19 protein-coding genes are annotated in these 16,345 nt (G+C 74.2%); 9 read left to right on the forward strand and 10 right to left on the reverse strand.

Annotation, left to right across the window (positions count from 1 at the left end):
• Nucleotides 1–4: 4 nt before the first annotated feature.
• Nucleotides 5–700: a response regulator transcription factor gene (locus AB0947_RS19950; RefSeq protein WP_366751649.1), complete on the reverse strand. Its 696-nt coding sequence runs from the start codon at nt 698–700 to the stop codon at nt 5–7.
• Between the two features lie 87 nt (nt 701–787).
• On the opposite strand from AB0947_RS19950, the gene AB0947_RS19955 reads away from it, so the two are divergent.
• Nucleotides 788–1,882 carry an endonuclease/exonuclease/phosphatase family protein gene (locus tag AB0947_RS19955; protein ID WP_366751650.1) on the forward strand — a complete coding sequence of 365 codons (1,095 nt, stop codon included), beginning with the start codon at nt 788–790 and terminating at the stop codon, nt 1,880–1,882.
• 195 nt (nt 1,883–2,077) lie between these two features.
• The gene (locus AB0947_RS19960; protein ID WP_366751651.1) at nt 2,078–2,716 is read left to right on the forward strand and encodes a DedA family protein; all 639 of its coding nucleotides are present in this window, start codon (nt 2,078–2,080) and stop codon (nt 2,714–2,716) included.
• 98 nt (nt 2,717–2,814) lie between these two features.
• Here AB0947_RS19960 and AB0947_RS19965 read toward each other — a convergent pair whose 3' ends face one another.
• The 3 genes from AB0947_RS19965 to AB0947_RS19975 all read right to left on the reverse strand — a co-directional run bounded on the left by AB0947_RS19965 (nt 2,815) and on the right by AB0947_RS19975 (nt 4,140).
• Complete coding sequence (locus tag AB0947_RS19965; RefSeq protein WP_366751652.1) at nt 2,815–3,204, reverse strand: DUF2625 family protein; 390 nt, start codon at nt 3,202–3,204, stop codon at nt 2,815–2,817.
• A 1-nt stretch (nt 3,205) separates the two neighbouring features.
• The gene (locus AB0947_RS19970) at nt 3,206–3,535 is read right to left on the reverse strand and encodes a DUF2625 family protein (RefSeq protein ID WP_366751653.1); all 330 of its coding nucleotides are present in this window, start codon (nt 3,533–3,535) and stop codon (nt 3,206–3,208) included.
• 98 nt (nt 3,536–3,633) lie between these two features.
• Complete coding sequence (locus AB0947_RS19975; protein WP_366751654.1) at nt 3,634–4,140, reverse strand: hypothetical protein; 507 nt, start codon at nt 4,138–4,140, stop codon at nt 3,634–3,636.
• 127 nt (nt 4,141–4,267) lie between these two features.
• On the opposite strand from AB0947_RS19975, the gene AB0947_RS19980 reads away from it, so the two are divergent.
• Nucleotides 4,268–4,627 (forward strand): DUF779 domain-containing protein, encoded by a 360-nt coding sequence (locus tag AB0947_RS19980; RefSeq protein ID WP_189889987.1) that lies wholly within the window; start codon nt 4,268–4,270, stop codon nt 4,625–4,627.
• Nucleotides 4,628–4,768: 141 nt separating this feature from the next.
• Nucleotides 4,769–5,938, forward strand: coding sequence for a phosphodiester glycosidase family protein (locus AB0947_RS19985; RefSeq protein ID WP_366751655.1), 1,170 nt, complete (start codon nt 4,769–4,771; stop codon nt 5,936–5,938).
• Nucleotides 5,939–5,971: 33 nt separating this feature from the next.
• Here AB0947_RS19985 and AB0947_RS19990 read toward each other — a convergent pair whose 3' ends face one another.
• The 6 genes from AB0947_RS19990 to AB0947_RS20015 form a co-directional block, all read right to left on the reverse strand.
• Complete coding sequence (locus AB0947_RS19990; RefSeq protein WP_366751656.1) at nt 5,972–6,166, reverse strand: hypothetical protein; 195 nt, start codon at nt 6,164–6,166, stop codon at nt 5,972–5,974.
• Nucleotides 6,167–6,269: 103 nt separating this feature from the next.
• The gene (locus tag AB0947_RS19995) at nt 6,270–7,133 is read right to left on the reverse strand and encodes a phosphatidylinositol-specific phospholipase C/glycerophosphodiester phosphodiesterase family protein (protein WP_366751657.1); all 864 of its coding nucleotides are present in this window, start codon (nt 7,131–7,133) and stop codon (nt 6,270–6,272) included.
• A 158-nt stretch (nt 7,134–7,291) separates the two neighbouring features.
• Nucleotides 7,292–8,401, reverse strand: coding sequence for an acyl-CoA dehydrogenase family protein (locus AB0947_RS20000; RefSeq protein WP_366751658.1), 1,110 nt, complete (start codon nt 8,399–8,401; stop codon nt 7,292–7,294).
• Nucleotides 8,398–9,579 carry an acyl-CoA dehydrogenase family protein gene (locus AB0947_RS20005; protein WP_366751659.1) on the reverse strand — a complete coding sequence of 394 codons (1,182 nt, stop codon included), beginning with the start codon at nt 9,577–9,579 and terminating at the stop codon, nt 8,398–8,400. The genes AB0947_RS20000 and AB0947_RS20005 overlap by 4 nt, the downstream gene beginning before the upstream one ends.
• Entirely contained in the window at nt 9,576–10,547 is a 972-nt protein-coding gene (locus AB0947_RS20010) for an NADPH:quinone oxidoreductase family protein (RefSeq protein ID WP_366751660.1), read from the reverse strand. Before AB0947_RS20010 ends, AB0947_RS20005 begins: the two co-directional genes overlap by 4 nt.
• Before the next feature lie 86 nt (nt 10,548–10,633).
• Entirely contained in the window at nt 10,634–11,206 is a 573-nt protein-coding gene (locus tag AB0947_RS20015; protein WP_366751661.1) for an XRE family transcriptional regulator, read from the reverse strand.
• A gap of 65 nt (nt 11,207–11,271) precedes the next feature.
• Here AB0947_RS20015 and AB0947_RS20020 point away from each other — a divergent pair, with 65 nt between their 5' ends.
• From AB0947_RS20020 to AB0947_RS20040, 5 genes are all read left to right on the forward strand, one after another.
• On the forward strand, nt 11,272–12,201 hold the full coding sequence (locus AB0947_RS20020) for an NAD(P)/FAD-dependent oxidoreductase (protein WP_366751662.1): 930 nt from the start codon (nt 11,272–11,274) through the stop codon (nt 12,199–12,201).
• Nucleotides 12,202–12,318: 117 nt separating this feature from the next.
• Nucleotides 12,319–13,857 carry an ATP-dependent DNA ligase gene (locus AB0947_RS20025; RefSeq protein ID WP_366751663.1) on the forward strand — a complete coding sequence of 513 codons (1,539 nt, stop codon included), beginning with the start codon at nt 12,319–12,321 and terminating at the stop codon, nt 13,855–13,857.
• Nucleotides 13,854–14,327, forward strand: a complete 474-nt coding sequence (locus AB0947_RS20030) for an NUDIX domain-containing protein (protein ID WP_366751664.1) — start codon at nt 13,854–13,856, stop codon at nt 14,325–14,327. The genes AB0947_RS20025 and AB0947_RS20030 overlap by 4 nt, the downstream gene beginning before the upstream one ends.
• Nucleotides 14,328–14,435: 108 nt before the next feature.
• Nucleotides 14,436–15,821 (forward strand): NADP-dependent succinic semialdehyde dehydrogenase, encoded by a 1,386-nt coding sequence (locus AB0947_RS20035; protein ID WP_366751665.1) that lies wholly within the window; start codon nt 14,436–14,438, stop codon nt 15,819–15,821.
• Nucleotides 15,822–15,846: 25 nt separating this feature from the next.
• Nucleotides 15,847–16,080, forward strand: coding sequence for a DUF6213 family protein (locus AB0947_RS20040; protein ID WP_030655224.1), 234 nt, complete (start codon nt 15,847–15,849; stop codon nt 16,078–16,080).
• Nucleotides 16,081–16,345: the final 265 nt, after the last annotated feature.

A 16,345-nucleotide genomic window follows, 5' to 3' on the forward strand; every position in this document is an offset into this window, starting at 1 on the left:
CGCTCTATCCACGGTCCGGCCCTTCGGACACGGTCCCCGGTGGCGTGTCGATGCGGTAGCCGGCGCCCGGCACGGTGGCGATGGCCCACGGTTCGCCGAGGCGCTTGCGCAGGGCCGATACGGTGATGCGCACGGCGTTGGTGAAGGGGTCGGCGTTCTCGTCCCACGCGCGTTCCAGGAGCTCCTCGGCACTGACGACACCGCCTTCGGCCGCGACGAGGACTTCGAGCACCGCGAACTGCTTCCGGGTCAGCGCGACGTAGCGGCCGTCCCGGTGGACCTCGCGGCGGAACGGGTCCAGCCGCAGCCCCGCGATCTCCCGCACGGGCGGCCTGTTGTGGGCGCGCCTGCGGTCGAGTGCCCTGAGCCTCAGCGCGAGTTCGCGGAGGTCGAAGGGTTTGGTGAGGTAGTCGTCGGCGCCGAGTCCGAACCCCGAGGCCTTGTCGTCGAGGCGGTCGGCGGCGGTGAGCATGAGGATCGGCATGCCGCTGCCGGAGGCGACGATGCGCCGGGCGATCTCGTCACCGGAAGGCCCGGGGATGTCGCGGTCGAGTACGGCGATGTCGTAGGTGTGGGTGCCCAGCATGTCCAGCGCGGTGTCGCCGTCGCCCGCGAGGTCGGCCGCGATCGCCTCCAGGCGCAGGCCGTCGCGGATGGCTTCCGCCATGTACGGTTCGTCCTCGACGATAAGCACGCGCATGCACGTGATGCTACGACCCGGCCCCTATCGTCGGCGTATGGAAAATCACATACGGGCCGGCAACACCGCGTCGCCTTGACTGGTGGCATGCGCCGAACCGCACCATCAGCAGGAACGACGGAACACGAGGCCGGGCAGGGTGGCGCCGGCCGCCGGGATCCCGGCGCCGGGACCTGGCGGGCACGCATCCGCCGGGCGGTGCGTGCCGCCTCCCGGCCGGGGCCCTGGAAGCGCGGGCCGGTGCTCGCGGGGTCGGCGGTGCTGCTCGGCCTGGTCCTGCTGCTGCACGCGCGGATCACGGACCGTGGCGGCCTCGGCAGCCTGGTGGAGACCTTCCTGCCGTGGTTCGGCCTGCCCGTCCCGGCCTTGCTGACCGGCGCGCTGTGGCGTCGGTCCCCCTCCGCCGTGGTCGCGCTGCTGCTTCCGGTCGTGGTGTGGCTGAACCTCTTCGGCGGGCTGCTCGGCGACAAGTCCCGCCCGGGCGGCGACCTCACCGTGGCCGAGCACAACGTCGGCGACGCCAACCCCGACCCGGTCGGCACCGCCCGCCACCTGGCCGCCTCCGGTGCGGACGTGCTGGCCCTGGTGGAACTCACCGAGCGGGCCCGGGGCACGTACGAGAAGGAACTGGCGCGGGCGTACCCGTACCACACGGTGCTGGGCACGGTCGGGCTGTGGAGCAAACTGCCGCTGTCGGACACCGGGCCGGTCGACGTCAAGATGGACTACGGGCCGCTGGGGGACACCAAACCGGCCGCCGTCAAGATGACCTACAACCGGGCGCTGCGCACCACGGTGGCCACGGACCGGGGTCCGCTGGCGGTGTACGTGGCCCACCTGGGTTCCGTACGGGTGCTGCCCAGGAGGGGCTTCTGGACGGACAGCCGGGACCGGGGCGCCGCGGCGCTCGCCGAGGCCCTCGCCGCCGAGCGGAACGAGCGGGTGGTGCTGCTCGGCGACCTGAACGGCACCGTGGACGACCGCGCGCTCGCCGGCGTCACCTCGCGGATGCGGTCGGCCCAGGCGGAGGCCGGGAACGGCTTCGGTTTCAGCTGGCCGGCGAGGTTTCCCGTGGCGCGGATCGATCAGGTCCTGGTCCGCGGCGTGCGGCCGGACGGTGCCTGGGTGCTGCCGGCCACCGGCAGCGACCACCTGCCGGTGGCCGCCAGGATCAGCTGGTGAACACGCGGCAGGGCCGGTGAGCCGAGGCCCGGCGCCGCGGCGCCGATGCTGATGCTCCGGGTCACCCGGCCGGTGATCCTCGCACACCGGTGCCGGTGTGTCCGGCCGCTCCGCGCGACCGGCGCGCACAGGTGTGCCGGGCGCGCCATGCTGGGGAGCGGACAGGGTCCCCGAGGAGGCCGGGAGGCGTGGCCTTTGATCGCCGTCAACCCGATGGACAGCGCCTCGGTGCTGGCCGCCTTCGGCGCGCTGGGTGTCCTGGCCGTGGTCTTCGCCGAGTCGGGTCTGCTGGTCGTCGGCTTCTTCCTGCCCGGGGACACGCTGCTGTTCCCGGCCGGCGTGCTGTGCGCGGGCAGCGCGCAGCAGCCGCCGCGGCTGGCGCTGTGGCAGGTGCTGGCGTGCGCGGCGATCGGGGCGGTGGCGGGCGGCCAGGTCGGGTACCTGATCGGACGGCACGGCGGCCGGGCGCTGCTCGCGCGCACGAGCAGCGGGCGGGTGAAGGGCGCGGCGGCGCGGGCGGAACGACTGCTGGCCCGCTACGGCTACGGCAAGGCGCTGGTGATCGGCCGGTTCGTGCCGCTGCTGCGGACGGTCCTGCACCCGGTGGCCGGGGCCCTGGGCGTGCCGGCGCGGACCTTCGCCCTCTGGCAGACGCTGGGCGGTGTGCTGTGGTCGCAGGCGCTGGTGCTCGCCGGGTACACCCTGGGTGCGTCCGTCCCGCACATCGACGACTATCTGCTGCCGCTGGTCGCCGTGGTCGTCGTCCTGTCGCTGCTCCCGCTGCTGCCGGCGGCCCTCCGCGCCCGCCGGGACCGGCGCGACTCCGCACGCTGAACGCGCCGCGGCTCACCCGCCGGAGCACCCGTCCCCGGACGCCGTCCCGGACGGCACGGGCCTGCCCTTCCGAGGGGCCCGCCGGGCACGCGGCGGGGTCACAGCCCGCCCAGGAACCCCGGGTCCGCGGAGCCGAACTGCCGGGCGAAGTCGGCTGACACGCCCACGACTTCGCGGAGCGCCACGGCCCGTCGGCTGGTGGCGGCGAGGTCCTCGTGCGCCTCCTTGGACCACAGGACCGGGACGACACCGATGCCCTGGGACAGTTCCGGGGCCGCCGCCTCCTCCCGCCGGCCCGGCCGGCGCAGCCCCGCGTAGAACCTCTCCGGCCCGCCGCCCAGCAGCCGGCCGAGCCACGCCGAGTGGCCCATGCCGAGCCTCCCCCTGTCCGGGGTGTCGGGCGCGAAGCAGGTCATCTGCCCCGGAGCGCCGGGGCGGCCGCTGCCCTCCGGGTCGTGGCCGTTGAGGCGGAAGACACCGCCGAGCACGTCATGGCCGACGACGAGCCCGGCCGCCGGGTGCCAGTGGGGGTCCGGCTCCTCGGGGAGCCGTTGACCCGGCCGAGGCTCGGCAGCCCGCGCCGGCGCTGCCCGCGCCGTACACCCGCAGCCGGCCGTCGTCCGGGACGAGCCCGCCGCAGTGCAGGATCAGCGCACCGGGCACCGGCCTCGTCGTCACCCGCGTCCGGAGGAGGCAGCGGCGGCCCTCGGCGGGATCGGCGGGCAGCACGCGGACGGGTACGGCACTGCCGGCGAACGCCTGCTCAAGCTTCGGCCAGGCCGGATCGGCCACGTCGGACAGCTCGTCGATCTCTCGCATCCGCGGATGAGCGCGGCAGCGTCCGGCCGCCCCTCGGCCGACCCCGTGCGCCGTATCGCTCCGCCGCCCTCACGCCCCTGCCGCTCGCCGCTCGCCGCTTACCCCTTGCCGCTCCAACGCCCCTTGCCGTTCTCGCGGCGCTTCCGGTTCGGCCGGTGCGGTCGGTGCACCGTCTCCAGCTCCCCCACCGCCGCCCGTACGTGCGCGGGATCGCCCGGCCGGCCGCCGCCCGCGCAGCTCCAGGCCGGGCGGCCGGACTCCTTCCCCAGGTGCATCCCGAGGCCGTGGAGCGTGCAGACCGGCCACACCTGCCACAGGCACCCCGTGATCGTGTCCTGGGCGGCCTCGGCGATGTCCCACAGCGCCCGGTCCGTGGAGCCGGCCGGTCGCAGGGAGTTGCCGTGCGCGTTGCCGTCGGCCAGTGCGACGTAGACCTGTTCGTCCTCGCCCGCGTCCGCCGGGTACGCGATGAGGCAGAGCGGGCGCTGCCCGGGCAGGGTGGCCGCGACGTCCCGGTTGACCGTCGCCAGTGCCTCGTCCCACAGCGGGTGTTCACCGGCGGGGACGAGGCGCGGCTCGGGCGGACTCGGGAAGGAAGGGCGCATGCGCCCCATGGTCCCAGCCCGCCCCTTGCGCGGACGCGGTGGGGCCACGAGGCGTTCTGGACGGGTTCGTGGCCGTCCGTGAGACTGGAGCCGACGATCCGACGCCCCCGCTGTCCAGGACGGTGACATGGAAGAGGAGATCCCGCGCGTCGCGCTGACCCCGCAGGCCGCGGAGCTGGTGCGTCGTCTGCGCGCCGAGCACGGTCCGCTGATGTTCCACCAGTCCGGCGGCTGCTGTGACGGCAGCGCCCCGATGTGCTATCCGGACGGTGAGTTCCGTACCGGCGGCTCGGACGTGCTGCTGGCCGAGCTGGCGGTGGACGGCGTGCCGGAACCCGTCACGTTCTGGATGTCGCGCAGCCAGTACCAGGCGTGGAGCCACACCCGGCTGATCGTGGACGTCGTGCCGGGACGAGGCAGCGGCTTCTCCCTGGAAGCACCCGAGGGGGTGCGTTTTCTCACCCGTTCTCGCGTCGTCGACGCCTAGTCGGCCCGCCGGCCCGCCCTTGTCTGGTCCACTGCCCCTGCACTGAGGACAGTTGACGAGACATCAGGGGGCACGGTGACGGGACCTCGCAGGCGTTCGGCAGCGGGCAGAGCGGTTCTCACGGTTGTCACGGCGTTCGGTGTGCTCGCCGGCGCCGCCCTGGCGGGGGCGGCACCGGCCGGTGCCGCGCCGGCGGGCAGGAGGCTCGCGCCGGGCGTCACCTACCGGCAGTTCGACATCGACGGGGCGGCGGGGAAGGCCCGCGCGCACCTGCTCACGGTGGACCTGGCCGACCCGCACGTCCACGTCGGCCTGCTGTACCCGGGCGCGGTGGCGGCGCGGGCCACCGTGTCCCGGATGGCGGACTCGGCGGGCGCGGTCGCCGGCGTGAACGGCGACTTCTTCAACATCACCGAGACGCAGCACCCGGGCGTGCCGGCCACGGGCGCGGCCGTCGGGCCGGCCGTGGCCGGCGGACAGGCGCTCAAGGCGGCGGTGCCCAAGGGCCAGCGGTTCGGACCCGCGCTGCCCCCGGGCACGACCACCCGGGACGTGTTCGGCGTGGGCACCGACCGGCGGGCCCGCCTGGACCGCCTCTCCCTTGCCGGTTCGGTCGGCACACCGGACGGGCAGGTGCCGCTGAAGGGCCTCAACCAGTACGCGCTGCCGGTGGATTCGGTCGGCGCCTTCACCGCGCGCTGGGGCAGCGCCTCCCGGCTGCGGGCCGTGTGCGGCACGGACACCCGGCGCGCGGCACCGTGCAGCGACGACACGTACGAGGTGAAGGTGCGCGGGGGCCGGGTGGTCTCCGCCGCCGGCGCCCCGGGAAGCGGCTCGATCCCGGCGGACACCACGGTCCTGCTCGGGCGCGAGGAGGGCGCGCGGCGGTTGCGCAAGCTGTCGGTCGGTGACCCGGTGGACGTGACGCACACGCTGGTGGCGTCCTCGTCCGGGGTGCCGTACGCGTTCGCGATCGGCGGCTTCCCGGTCCTGCGCGACGGCGTCCCGCTGTCCGGCCTGGACGACGGCACCTCGGCGGTGCGGACGGTCGTCGGGTACAAGGGCGGCGGACGGCAGATGCTGCTGCTGGCGCTGGACGGCTCGGCGGGCTACCGCAGCGGGCTGACCGTCGCCGAGGAGGCGGAGACCATGCGTTCGCTCGGGGCCACCGCCGCGTTCAACCTCGACGGCGGCGGCTCGACGGAGCTGGTCGCCCGCGACACGGGCGGCATCGCCGTGACGGTGCGCAACCACCCGAGCGGCGGCGCCGAACGCCCGGTGCCCAACGGCATCGGCGTCTTCTCCGACTGAGCCCGGTGCACCACCGGCTGCGGCCGCCGCGGCTCAGGGCCGCAGGCTGCCCACCAGCTCGGCGGTCGCGGTGAGCCCGCTCTGGATGGTGGGCGCCATGCTGGTGCAGGCCAGGTAGAAGCCGAGCAGCAGGCAGACCAGGGCGTGGGAGATCTTCAGCGAGCAATTCCGGATGAAGATCACGGCCAGGAACAGAAGCAGCAGCACCACAGAGATGGAAATGACCATCGGGAACCCTCCTCCGCCACGCCCCATGTGCGGCGTTCGGCCGCAAGTGTGGCGTAGCGGAGGGTTCGTCCGGGCTGCTGACGTGTCCTCCGATCGTGTGGTCTTACGCGGAGGGGTGGGCGTCGAGGAAGGTCTCCAGGCCGGCGAGGTCGTCGGTGTTGAGGTAGTCGACCCCGGCCGCGAGCAGTTCCGTCCACAGCGCGTCCCGGGCGGGGCCCGCGGTGTCCGGGGTGGCCCAGAACCGGACCTGCTGCCCGCGCGCGTGGGCGGCGCCGGTGATGCTCCGCAGCTTGTGCCGCTCGGCGTCCGGGAACGTCCCGGCGCCCGTCCAGGTGAAGTTCTGCGTCCAGTTGTCGCTGACCAGGGAGATGAAGGAGGCCGGGGCGGGGCCGCCGAGGTCGGCGAGGCGGCCGTCGTAGAAGGCGCGGCGCTCGGTCTGCGCCTCCATCGGGGTACGGGCCGCCCGGTCGCCGGAGACGACCGCGGTGACCGGGCCGGGGTGGACGCGGCCGTGCGCGTAGCGGGTGAACAGGTGCGGGTAGCGGCGCAGGTGGCGGTCGAGTTCGAGGTAGGTGGCGGAGCCCTCGGTCTTGATGTCGACGAGGAGCTGGAGCGGCCGGCGCGCACCCCGGTAGACGTGGCCGTGGTTGGCCTCGACCCGGGCGGCGAGCGGTTCCAGGTAGAGGGATTCGAGGGTGCGGGACGGGTCGAGGTCGGATGCCTCGTGGCCGACGAGGAGCTGGTCGCCGACGAGGAAGATGTCGGCTTCGACGCTGCCGAAGCGGTGGTCGAGGGCGTCGGACAGGGGCCGGGGGTGCTCGTAGTCGTTGTGGGCGTGGGCGTGCCACAGCGGGCGCGGGTGACGCTTCCGTTCACCGGCCAGCGCGTGGCCGGCGGGCAGGGCGAGGGTGCCCGCGAGGGCGGCGCCGAGGGTGGTGAGGGCTCTGCGACGGGTGGTGAGGGCCATGCACTGCCTCCCTGGGGGTGATGGGGACCGGGGAGAGTATGCGTGCGCCTGTCGCCGAAGGGGCCTCCTCGCACGGGGAGTTGGCGCTCTGTTCACTTCGTCGGTGGGCGTGCGCGGAAAAGCCCGCCCCGGGTGGGGCGGGCTTCACCACGGGTGCGTCAGGGTGCCTGGAGGGGTGCCCGGACGGACGGCTGGACGGGTGCCTGGAGGTCGACCAGCGCGGCCAGCGCCTCCCGGTGGGCGCCCGCCGTGCCGTAGGCGATCGAGTCCGCCTTGGCCCGCTTGAGATACAGGTGGACCGGGTGCTCCCAGGTCATCCCGATCCCGCCGTGGAGCTGCAACGCCTCCTCGGTGACACGGACGGCGGCGGTCGCCGCGTACGCCTGCGCCACGGCGGCCCTGACCTCCACGTCCTCGCCGGTGGCGAGCGCGTCGGCGGCGGCGCGGGCGGCGGCCCGCAGGTGCACGACCTCGAGCCACAGCTGGGCGAGCCGGTGCTTGAGCGCCTGGAACCCGCCGACCGGCCGGTTGAACTGCCTGCGCTCCTTCAGGTACCGGACGGTCTGTGTCAACGCCCAGTCGGCGACTCCCAGTTGCTCGGAGGCGAGCAGTCCGGCGGCGGCCCGCAGGGCACGTAGTACGGCGGGCTCGGCGGCGCCGACGCGGCGGCCGGGAGCACCCTCCAGCCGTACGCTCGCGAGGGGGCGGGTCAGGTCCAGGGAGACCTGCGGGGTGATGGTGGCGGCGTCGGCGGCGACCGCGTACAGGCCGCCGTCGTCGGCCGGGACCAGCAGGACGTCGGCGACGGCCGCGTCCGCGATCCCCGTCAGCTCGCCGTGCAGGGTGCCGTCCTGCGCGCGTACGGCGGTGACGCCGGCGCCCGGGGCCGTGTGCAGGCCGACCGCGAGGGCGCCGATGGTGCGTCCCGAGGCCAGCTGTGCCAGCAGCTCGGCGTCGTCGCAGGCGAGCAGGGCCTCGGTGGCCACGACCGCGCTGGTGAGGTACGGCACGGGGGCCACCGCCCGCCCCAGCTCCTCCAGCACGACGGCGGCCTCGCGCGCGGAGGCGCCCTGGCCGCCCCGCTCCTCGGGCACCAGGAGGCCGGCCAGGCCCATGCCGTCGGCGAGCAGCTTCCACAGGGCGCGGTCGTGCGGGGCGTCCGACTCGGTGCGGCTGATCACGTCGGCCGGTGCGCAGTGGTCCGTGAGCAGGTCGCGGACGGCGGCCCGCAGCGCCTCTTCCTCCTCGGAGTACAGCAGGTCGGTCATCGGGCGAGGTCCTTCCAGGCGACGTCCTTGTCGGTGCGCGGCTCGGCGGGCAGGCCCAGGACGCGCTCGGCGACGATGTTCAGCAGGACCTCGCTGGTCCCGCCCTCGATGCTGTTGCCCTTGGAGCGCAGGTAGCGGTAGCCGGCGTCCCGGCCGGTGAAGTCGACCAGTTCGGGGCGGCGCATGGTCCAGTCGTCGTACAGCAGGCCCTCCTCGCCGCGCAGTTCGACCTCCAGGCCGCTGATCTCCTGGTTGAGGCGGGCGAAGGCGAGCTTCATGCCGGCGCCCTCGGGGCCGGGCTGGCCGGCGACGAGCTGCTGGCGCAGGCGTTCGCCGGTGAACCGGGCGACCTCGGCCTCGACCCACAGCTTCAGCAGGCGCTGGTGCAGGTCGTGGGTGCGCAGTTCGGGGCGTTCGCGCCAGGTCTTCGCGACCGGGCCGATCATGCCGCCCTCGCGGGGCAGGGCCATGCCGCCGATGGCGACGCGTTCGTTGTTCAGCGTGGTCTGGGCGACCCGCCAGCCGTCGCCGGCCTCGCCCAGGCGGCGGTCGTCGGGGATGCGGACGTCGGTGAGGAAGACCTCGTTGAACTCGGCCTCGCCGGTGATCTGGCGCAGCGGCCGGACCTCGACGCCCGGGTCGGTCATGTCACAGACGAAGTAGGTGATGCCCTGGTGCTTGGGCACGTCCGGGTCGGTGCGGGCGATGAGGATGGCCCAGCGGGCGAGGTGCGCGCTGGACGTCCACACCTTCTGCCCGTTGACCACCCAGCCATCGTCCTCACGGACCGCCCGGGTGCCGAGCGCGGCGAGGTCCGAGCCGGCGCCGGGCTCGCTGAACAGCTGGCACCAGACCTCCTCGCCGGTCCACAGGGGGCGCAGGTAGCGCCGCTTCTGCTCCTCCGTGCCGTACTTCAGGATCGTCGGCGCGGCCATGCCGAGGCCGATGCCGATGCGCCGGGGGTCGTTGTCGGGGGCGCCGGCCGCCGCGAGTTCGGCGTCCACGACGCCCTGGAGGGTGCGCGGGGCGCCCAGTCCGCCGAGGCCCTGGGGGTAGTGCACCCAGGCGAGGCCGGCGTCGAAGCGGGCCCGGAGGAAGTCCAGGCGGCCGGTGGTCGCGGGCGGGTGCTGCGCGAGCAGTTCCCTGGTACGGCGGCGCAGTTCATCGGCGTCGGTCATGCGACGGCTCCGTTCTCCAGCACGACGGCGATCCGGCCCGTGGTCACCCCGTCGGCGACCCGCTGCACGGCACCGGCCGCCTCGGCGAGCGGCACGCGCTCGCTGACCAGCGGCTTGATCGCACCCCGGGCGGCCAGCTCGGTCAGTTCCTCGTGGCAGCGCCGGACCAGCTTCGGGTCCTTGGTGTTGTACAGGCCCCAGTGCAGGCCGACGATCGAGTAGTTCTTCACCAGGGCGTGGTTGAGGGCGGGGCTCGGGATGGTGCCGCTCGCGAAGCCGACGACGACGATCCGGCCCTCGAAGGCGACCAGCTTGGCGGACTGGGTGTAGGCCTCGCCGCCGACGGGGTCGTAGACCACGTCGGCGCCCCGGCCGCCGGTGGCCTCCTTCACGGCGGCGACGACGTCCTCGGAACGCCGGTCGACCACCACGTCGCAGCCGAGCCGCCGGGCGACGGCGGCCTTGTCCGCGCCGCCCACGACACCGATCACCGTGGCGCCGGCCGCCTTGCCCAGCTGGACGGCGGCGCTGCCCACGCCCCCGGCGGCGGCGTGCACCAGCAGGGTCTCCCCGGCTTCCAGGCGGGCGCGGCGGTGCAGGCCGAACCAGCCGGTCTGGTAGCCGATGTGCAGGGCGGCCGCCTCGGCGTCGTCGAGCGACTCGGGCGCGGGGAGCAGGGCGCGGGCGTCGGCGAGGGCGTACTCGGCGAAGCCGCCGTGGGGCAGCGCGGGGTTGGCGATCACCCGGCGGCCGTCCTCGGTCTCGCCGCAGATCTCCACACCGGGCGTGAAGGGCAGCGGCGGACGCACCTGGTACTGGCCGCGGCACAGCAGCGCGTCCGGGAAGTTGACGTTGGCGGCGCGCACCCGCAGCAGCACCTGGCCGTCGCCGGGCGTGGGCCGCTCGACGTCGTGGAGGCGCATCACCTCGCTCGGCTCGCCGTTCTCGTGCACTTGCCATGCCTGCATGCGGGGCCTCCACGGGACTGCTTCGTCTGACCGGGTCCGACGGCATACTAAGCGGTCGCTTGCCGATCAGGGAACAGTCGCGTGGGTCACGTGCGGGCGGGCCGCGCCCGTACGTGCATCCGCTCGCCCTGCGGCCCGAACAGACTCAGGAACTCCACGGGCCCCTCCCCCGTCGACCCGAACCAGTGCGGCACCCGTGTGTCGAACTCGGCCGCCTCGCCCGCGGACAGCACGACGTCGTGCTCGCCGAGGACCAGGCGGAGCCGGCCCGACAGGACGTAGAGCCACTCGTAGCCCTCGTGGGTCCGCGGGTCGGGCTCCTGGCGGCGCCGGGGTTCGAGGACCTTGAACGCCTGGAGGCCGCCGGGCTGGCGGGTCAGCGGCCAGTGCGTGCGCCCGCCCCGGACGATCGGCTTGGACCGCACCCGCGGGTCCCCCACCGGCGGCGCCCCGACCAGTTCGTCCAGCGGCACCTGGTGGGCCTGGGCGATCGGCAGCAGCAGTTCGAGGCTGGGCTTGCGCAGGCCCGACTCCAGCCGGGAGAGGGTGCTCACGGAGATGCCCGTGGCCTCGGACAGCGCGGCCAGGGTCACCTCGCGCTCCTTGCGGATGCGGCGCAGCCGGGGACCCACTCCCGCCAGTACGTCGTCTGTGCTCATGGCCCCTATTGCAGAAACGGCAAACCTGTTTGTCAATCCCGCGGCCGTCGGGCGACCGTCGCCTCATGACCGAGAACAACGCGTACGAAGTCGTCGTCGTCGGCGGCGGGGCCGCCGGCCTGTCCGCCGCGCTGGTGCTGGGCCGGTCCCGGCGCCGCACGCTGGTCGTCGACGCGGGCGAGCCGCGCAACGCGCCGTCCGCGCACATGCAGGGGTATCTGTCCCGGGACGGCATGTCCCCGGCGGAGTTCCTGGCCGTCGGGCGCGAGGAGATCGCCCGGTACGGGGTGGAACTGGTGCGGGACCGGGTGGTGGACGTGACCCGGGAGGGGGACTTCGCCGCCGTCCTCGCCGGCGGCCGGACCGTGCGGGCCCGGCACCTGGTGATCGCGACCGGCCTGACGGACGAGCTGCCGCCGGTCCCGGGGCTCGCCGAGCGGTTCGGCCGGGACGTGGTCCACTGCCCGTACTGCCACGGCTGGGAGGTGCGCGACCTGCCGACCGGCGTCCTCGCCACCTCACCGCTCAGCGTGCACCAGGCGCTCATGGTCACCCAGTGGTCCAAGGACGTACGGCTCTTCCTGCACGAGGTGGACGAGGCGGAGCTGACGGACCAGGACCTGCGCCGGCTGGCCACCGCCGGGGTCACGGTCGTACCCGGCGAGGTGGCCGAAGTGGTGGTCACCGGGGACCGCCTCACCGGCGTCCGCCTGGTGGACGGGACGGTCCACGACCGGGAGGTCCTGTACGCCGCCCCGCGCGCCGTGCCCCACAACGACCTGCTGATCAGGCTGGGCGCCGAGCTGCGCGAGACCCCGTTCGGCAGCTATCCGGTGATCGACGAGCGGGGCCTGACCACCGTGCCCGGCCTGTGGGCGGCGGGCAACGCGAGCGGCTTCGCGGAGCAGGTGATCAACGCGGCGAGCAGGGGTTACCGGGCGGGGGCGGCGATCAACGGGGAGCTCCTGACGGCCGGCCTTGACGCAGCCGCCTGAAGGGGCGCCGGGCCGTGTCGGGCGTGCGGCCACCGCCGCGCGGGACCGGTCGGCCCCGCACGCGCCCGCACGGAACGCAACCGCGCACCCGGCGATGCGCTGAGGCACGATGACTGCATGCTGCTGACCCGGTTGGCCCAGGTGTCCCGGGAGGTCGCCGCGACAGCGGCGCGGTCCCGGAAGATCGCGCTGCTCGCGGAGCTGTTCCGGGACGCGGAGGCGGACGACGTCCCGGTCGTCATCCCGTACCTGGCGGGACGCCTGCCGCAGGGGCGCCTCGGGGTCGGCTGGAAGGTGCTGGGCCGCCCGGTCCCGCCCGCCGCCGAGCCCTCCCTCACCGTCCGGGAGGTCGACGCCCGGCTCACCGCACTGGGCAAGGTGTCCGGGCCCGGCTCCCAGGCCGAGCGGACGCGGATCGTCGGGGAGCTGATGGGCGCGGCCACCGAGGAGGAGCAGCGCTTCCTGCGCGGTCTGCTCACCGGCGAGGTGCGCCAGGGCGCGCTGGACGCGGTCGCGGTGGAGGGGCTGGCCCGGGCGACCGGCGCGGACCCGGCGGACGTGCGGCGGGCCGTGATGCTGGCGGGGTCGTTGCAGACGGTGGCGCAGGCCCTGCTCGGCGAGGGACCCGGATCGCTCGACCGCTTCCGGCTCACGGTCGGCCGGCCCGTTTTGCCGATGCTGGCGCACAGCGCGTCCTCGGTCGCGGAGGCGGTGGAGAAGCTGGGCGCGTGCGCGGTGGAGGAGAAACTGGACGGCATCCGGGTCCAGGTCCACCGGGAGGGCGACACGGTCCGGATCCACACCCGCACGCTGGACGACATCACCGGCCGGCTGCCCGAGGTGACGGCCGCCGCGATGGAGTTGCCGGGCGAGCGGTTCATCCTGGACGGCGAGGTGATCTCCTTCGACGCGGCGGGGCGGCCGCGGTCCTTCCAGGAGACGGCGGGCCGGGTCGGCTCGCGCACGGACGTGGCGAGGGCGGCCGAGGAGACCCCCGTCTCCCCCGTCTTCTTCGACGCCCTCTCGGTCGACGGCCGGGACCTGCTCGACCTGCCCTTCACCGAGCGGCACGCCGAGCTGGCCCGGCTGGTGCCGGAGCCGATGCGGGTCCGGCGCACGGTGGCCTCGGGCCCCCGGGACATCCCGGAGGCGGAACAGTTCCTCGCCGACACCCTGGCCCGCGGCCACGAGGGCGTGGTGGTCAAGGCGCTCGACGCGCCCTACAGCGCGGGCCGGCGCGGCGCCGCCTGGCTGAAGGTCAAGCCCGTGCACACCCTCGACCTGGTGGTGCTGGCCGCCGAGTGGGGTCACGGCCGGCGCACCGGCAAGCTCTCCAACCTCCACCTCGGCGCCCGCACCCCGGACGGCGGCTTCGCCATGCTCGGCAAGACCTTCAAGGGCATGACCGACACCATGCTCGCCTGGCAGACCGAGCGGCTGCGGGAACTGGCGGTCGAGGACGACGGCTGGGTGGTCCGGGTCCGCCCCGAACTCGTCGTGGAGATCGCCTACGACGGCCTCCAGCGCTCCACCCGCTACCCGGCCGGCGTCACCCTGCGCTTCGCCCGCGTGATCCGCTACCGCGAGGACAAGCGCCCCGAGGAGGCCGATACCGTGGAGGCCCTGCTGGCAGCCCACCCGGAGGTCTCGCCGTGACGGTACGGACGACGAAGCGGAGCGCGGGACTGCTGTTGTTCCGGCACACCGACCAGGGGCTGGAGGTTCTGCTCGGCCATATGGGCGGACCGCTCTGGGCGAAGAAGGACGCGGGCGCCTGGACCGTGCCGAAGGGCGAGTACGACCCGGCGGAGCCGGCCTGGGAGGCGGCCCGGCGGGAGTTCCGGGAGGAGCTGGGGGTGGCGCCGCCCGACGGGGAGGCCGTAGCGCTGGGCGAGGTGGTGCAGCGCAACGGCAAGATCGTCACGGCCTGGGCGGTGGCGGCGGACCTGGACCCGGAGACGGTCACCCCGGGGACCTTCACGATGGAGTGGCCGCCGCGGTCGGGGCGGAGGCAGGAGTTCCCGGAGCTGGACCGGGTGGCGTGGTTCGGTGTGGACCGGGCGCGTGAGGTGATCGTCACGGCGCAGGCCGCGTTTCTCGACCGGCTGGCGGAGCACTCGGGCTAGCGGGAACCCTCGCGGCGACGGGGAAGAACGCCCGGGGGGCCTGTCGCGTTGCGGCTTGCGGGGCCGCGCGCGAAGGTCGAGACAAGCCCGCTCCCAGGGAGGTCAGCCATGCCCATCGCGACGGTGAACCCGGCGAACGGCGAGACGCTCAAGACGTACGAGCCCATGGACGAGGACGAGCTGGAGCGCCGGCTCGAACTCGCCGAGGCCACCTTCCGCACGTACCGGACGACCTCCTTCGCCGATCGCGCCCGACTGCTGAACAAGGCCGCCGACCTGCTGGAGGAGGACCAGCGGGAGATCGGCCGGATCATGACCACCGAGATGGGCAAGCCGGTCAAGCAGGCCCGCGCGGAGGCCGCGAAGTGCGCCAAGGCGATGCGCTGGTACGCGGAGCGCGCCGAGGGGCTGCTGGCGGACGAGGAACCGGCCGAGTCGGACGTGACGGACTCCGGCGCCTCCCGGGTCCGGGTCCGCTACCGGCCGCTCGGCCCGGTCCTCGCGGTGATGCCCTGGAACTTCCCCCTGTGGCAGGTCGTCCGGTTCGCGGCGCCCGCCCTCATGGCGGGCAACGTGGGCCTGCTCAAGCACGCCTCCAACGTCCCGCAGACGGCGCTGTACCTGGAGGACCTGTTCCACCGGGCGGGCTTCCCCGCGGGCTGCTTCCAGACGCTGCTGATCGGCTCGGCGGCGGTGGACGACATCCTGCGCGACGAGCGCGTGAAGGCGGCCACCCTGACCGGCAGCGAACCCGCCGGCCGGGCGGTCGCCTCCACCGCCGGGGAGATGATCAAGAAGACGGTGCTGGAGCTGGGCGGCAGCGATCCCTACATCGTGATGCCCTCCGCCGACCTGGACCGCGCGGCCGCGGTCGCGGTGACCGCCCGCGTGCAGAACAACGGGCAGTCCTGCATCGCCGCCAAGCGGTTCATCGTGCACAGCGACGTCTACGACGCGTTCGCCGAGAAGTTCGTCGCGGGCATGGAGGCCCTCACGATCGGCGACCCGCTGGCGGAGGACACCGAGATCGGGCCGCTCGCCAGCGAGCAGGGCAGGAACGACCTGGAGGAGCTCGTCGACGACGCGAGGCGCAGCGGGGCCGAGGTGCTGTGCGGCGGGCAGCGGCCGGACGGGCCCGGCTGGTACTACCCGCCGACCGTCCTCACCGGCATCACCCGGGAGATGCGCATCCACCGCGAGGAGGCGTTCGGGCCGGTGGCCACGCTGTACCGGGCGGACGACCTGGACGAGGCGGTGCTGATCGCCAACGATTCGGCGTTCGGCCTGAGTTCGAACGTGTGGACGCGGGACGAGACGGAGGTGGAGCGGTTCGCGCGCGACCTGGAGGCCGGCTCCGTGTACGTCAACGGGATGACCGCCTCGCACCCGGCGTTCCCGTTCGGCGGAGTGAAGCGGTCGGGGTACGGGCGTGAGCTGTCCGGGCACGGAATCCGGGAGTTCTGCAACATCACCACGGTTTGGCAGGGTGCGTGAGCGCCGCGCGGCTACCATCCCGATTGTGAACCGCGAAGTGACCCTGCCTCTGATCGTCGACGACCGCGGGACCTTGCAGGTGGCCGCGGTGGACGTGAGTAAGTTGTTGCGGACCGTCGGCGCGCGGTGGCTGCATCTTGTCGAGGCCGGGGAGCAGGGGCTGGACGAGGACACGGTCGCCGCGCTGACCATCGAGCTGGCCAAGCTGGCGGACCGTATCGACGTGGCGTGCATCGCCCACAGCAGCGGGGCGCCCTGACAGCCGTACACACGCTCGTACGCACCCGCACCCGCCGGTCGTCACCGCCGCGACCGCACCGGTCGCCACAGCCACGCCGGTGACCTCGGCCGCGCCCGTCGTCCCGGCCGAGCGCACTCCCGCGGCCGTGCCCCGGTCACGGGGGCGCCGGCAGCTCCGGCGGCCGCCCGGAGCCGCCCTCCCGCCGTAACGGCCGTACCGGCGTTTTCCCTCGTCCGGCGGCATGAATGGCCCTGCGCGCCTGACCCCGGGTCCCCGATTCGGA

It is taken from the genome of Streptomyces sp. NPDC047841, assembly GCF_040704085.1.
Taxonomy (GTDB): Bacteria; Actinomycetota; Actinomycetes; order Streptomycetales; family Streptomycetaceae; genus Streptomyces; species Streptomyces argyrophylli.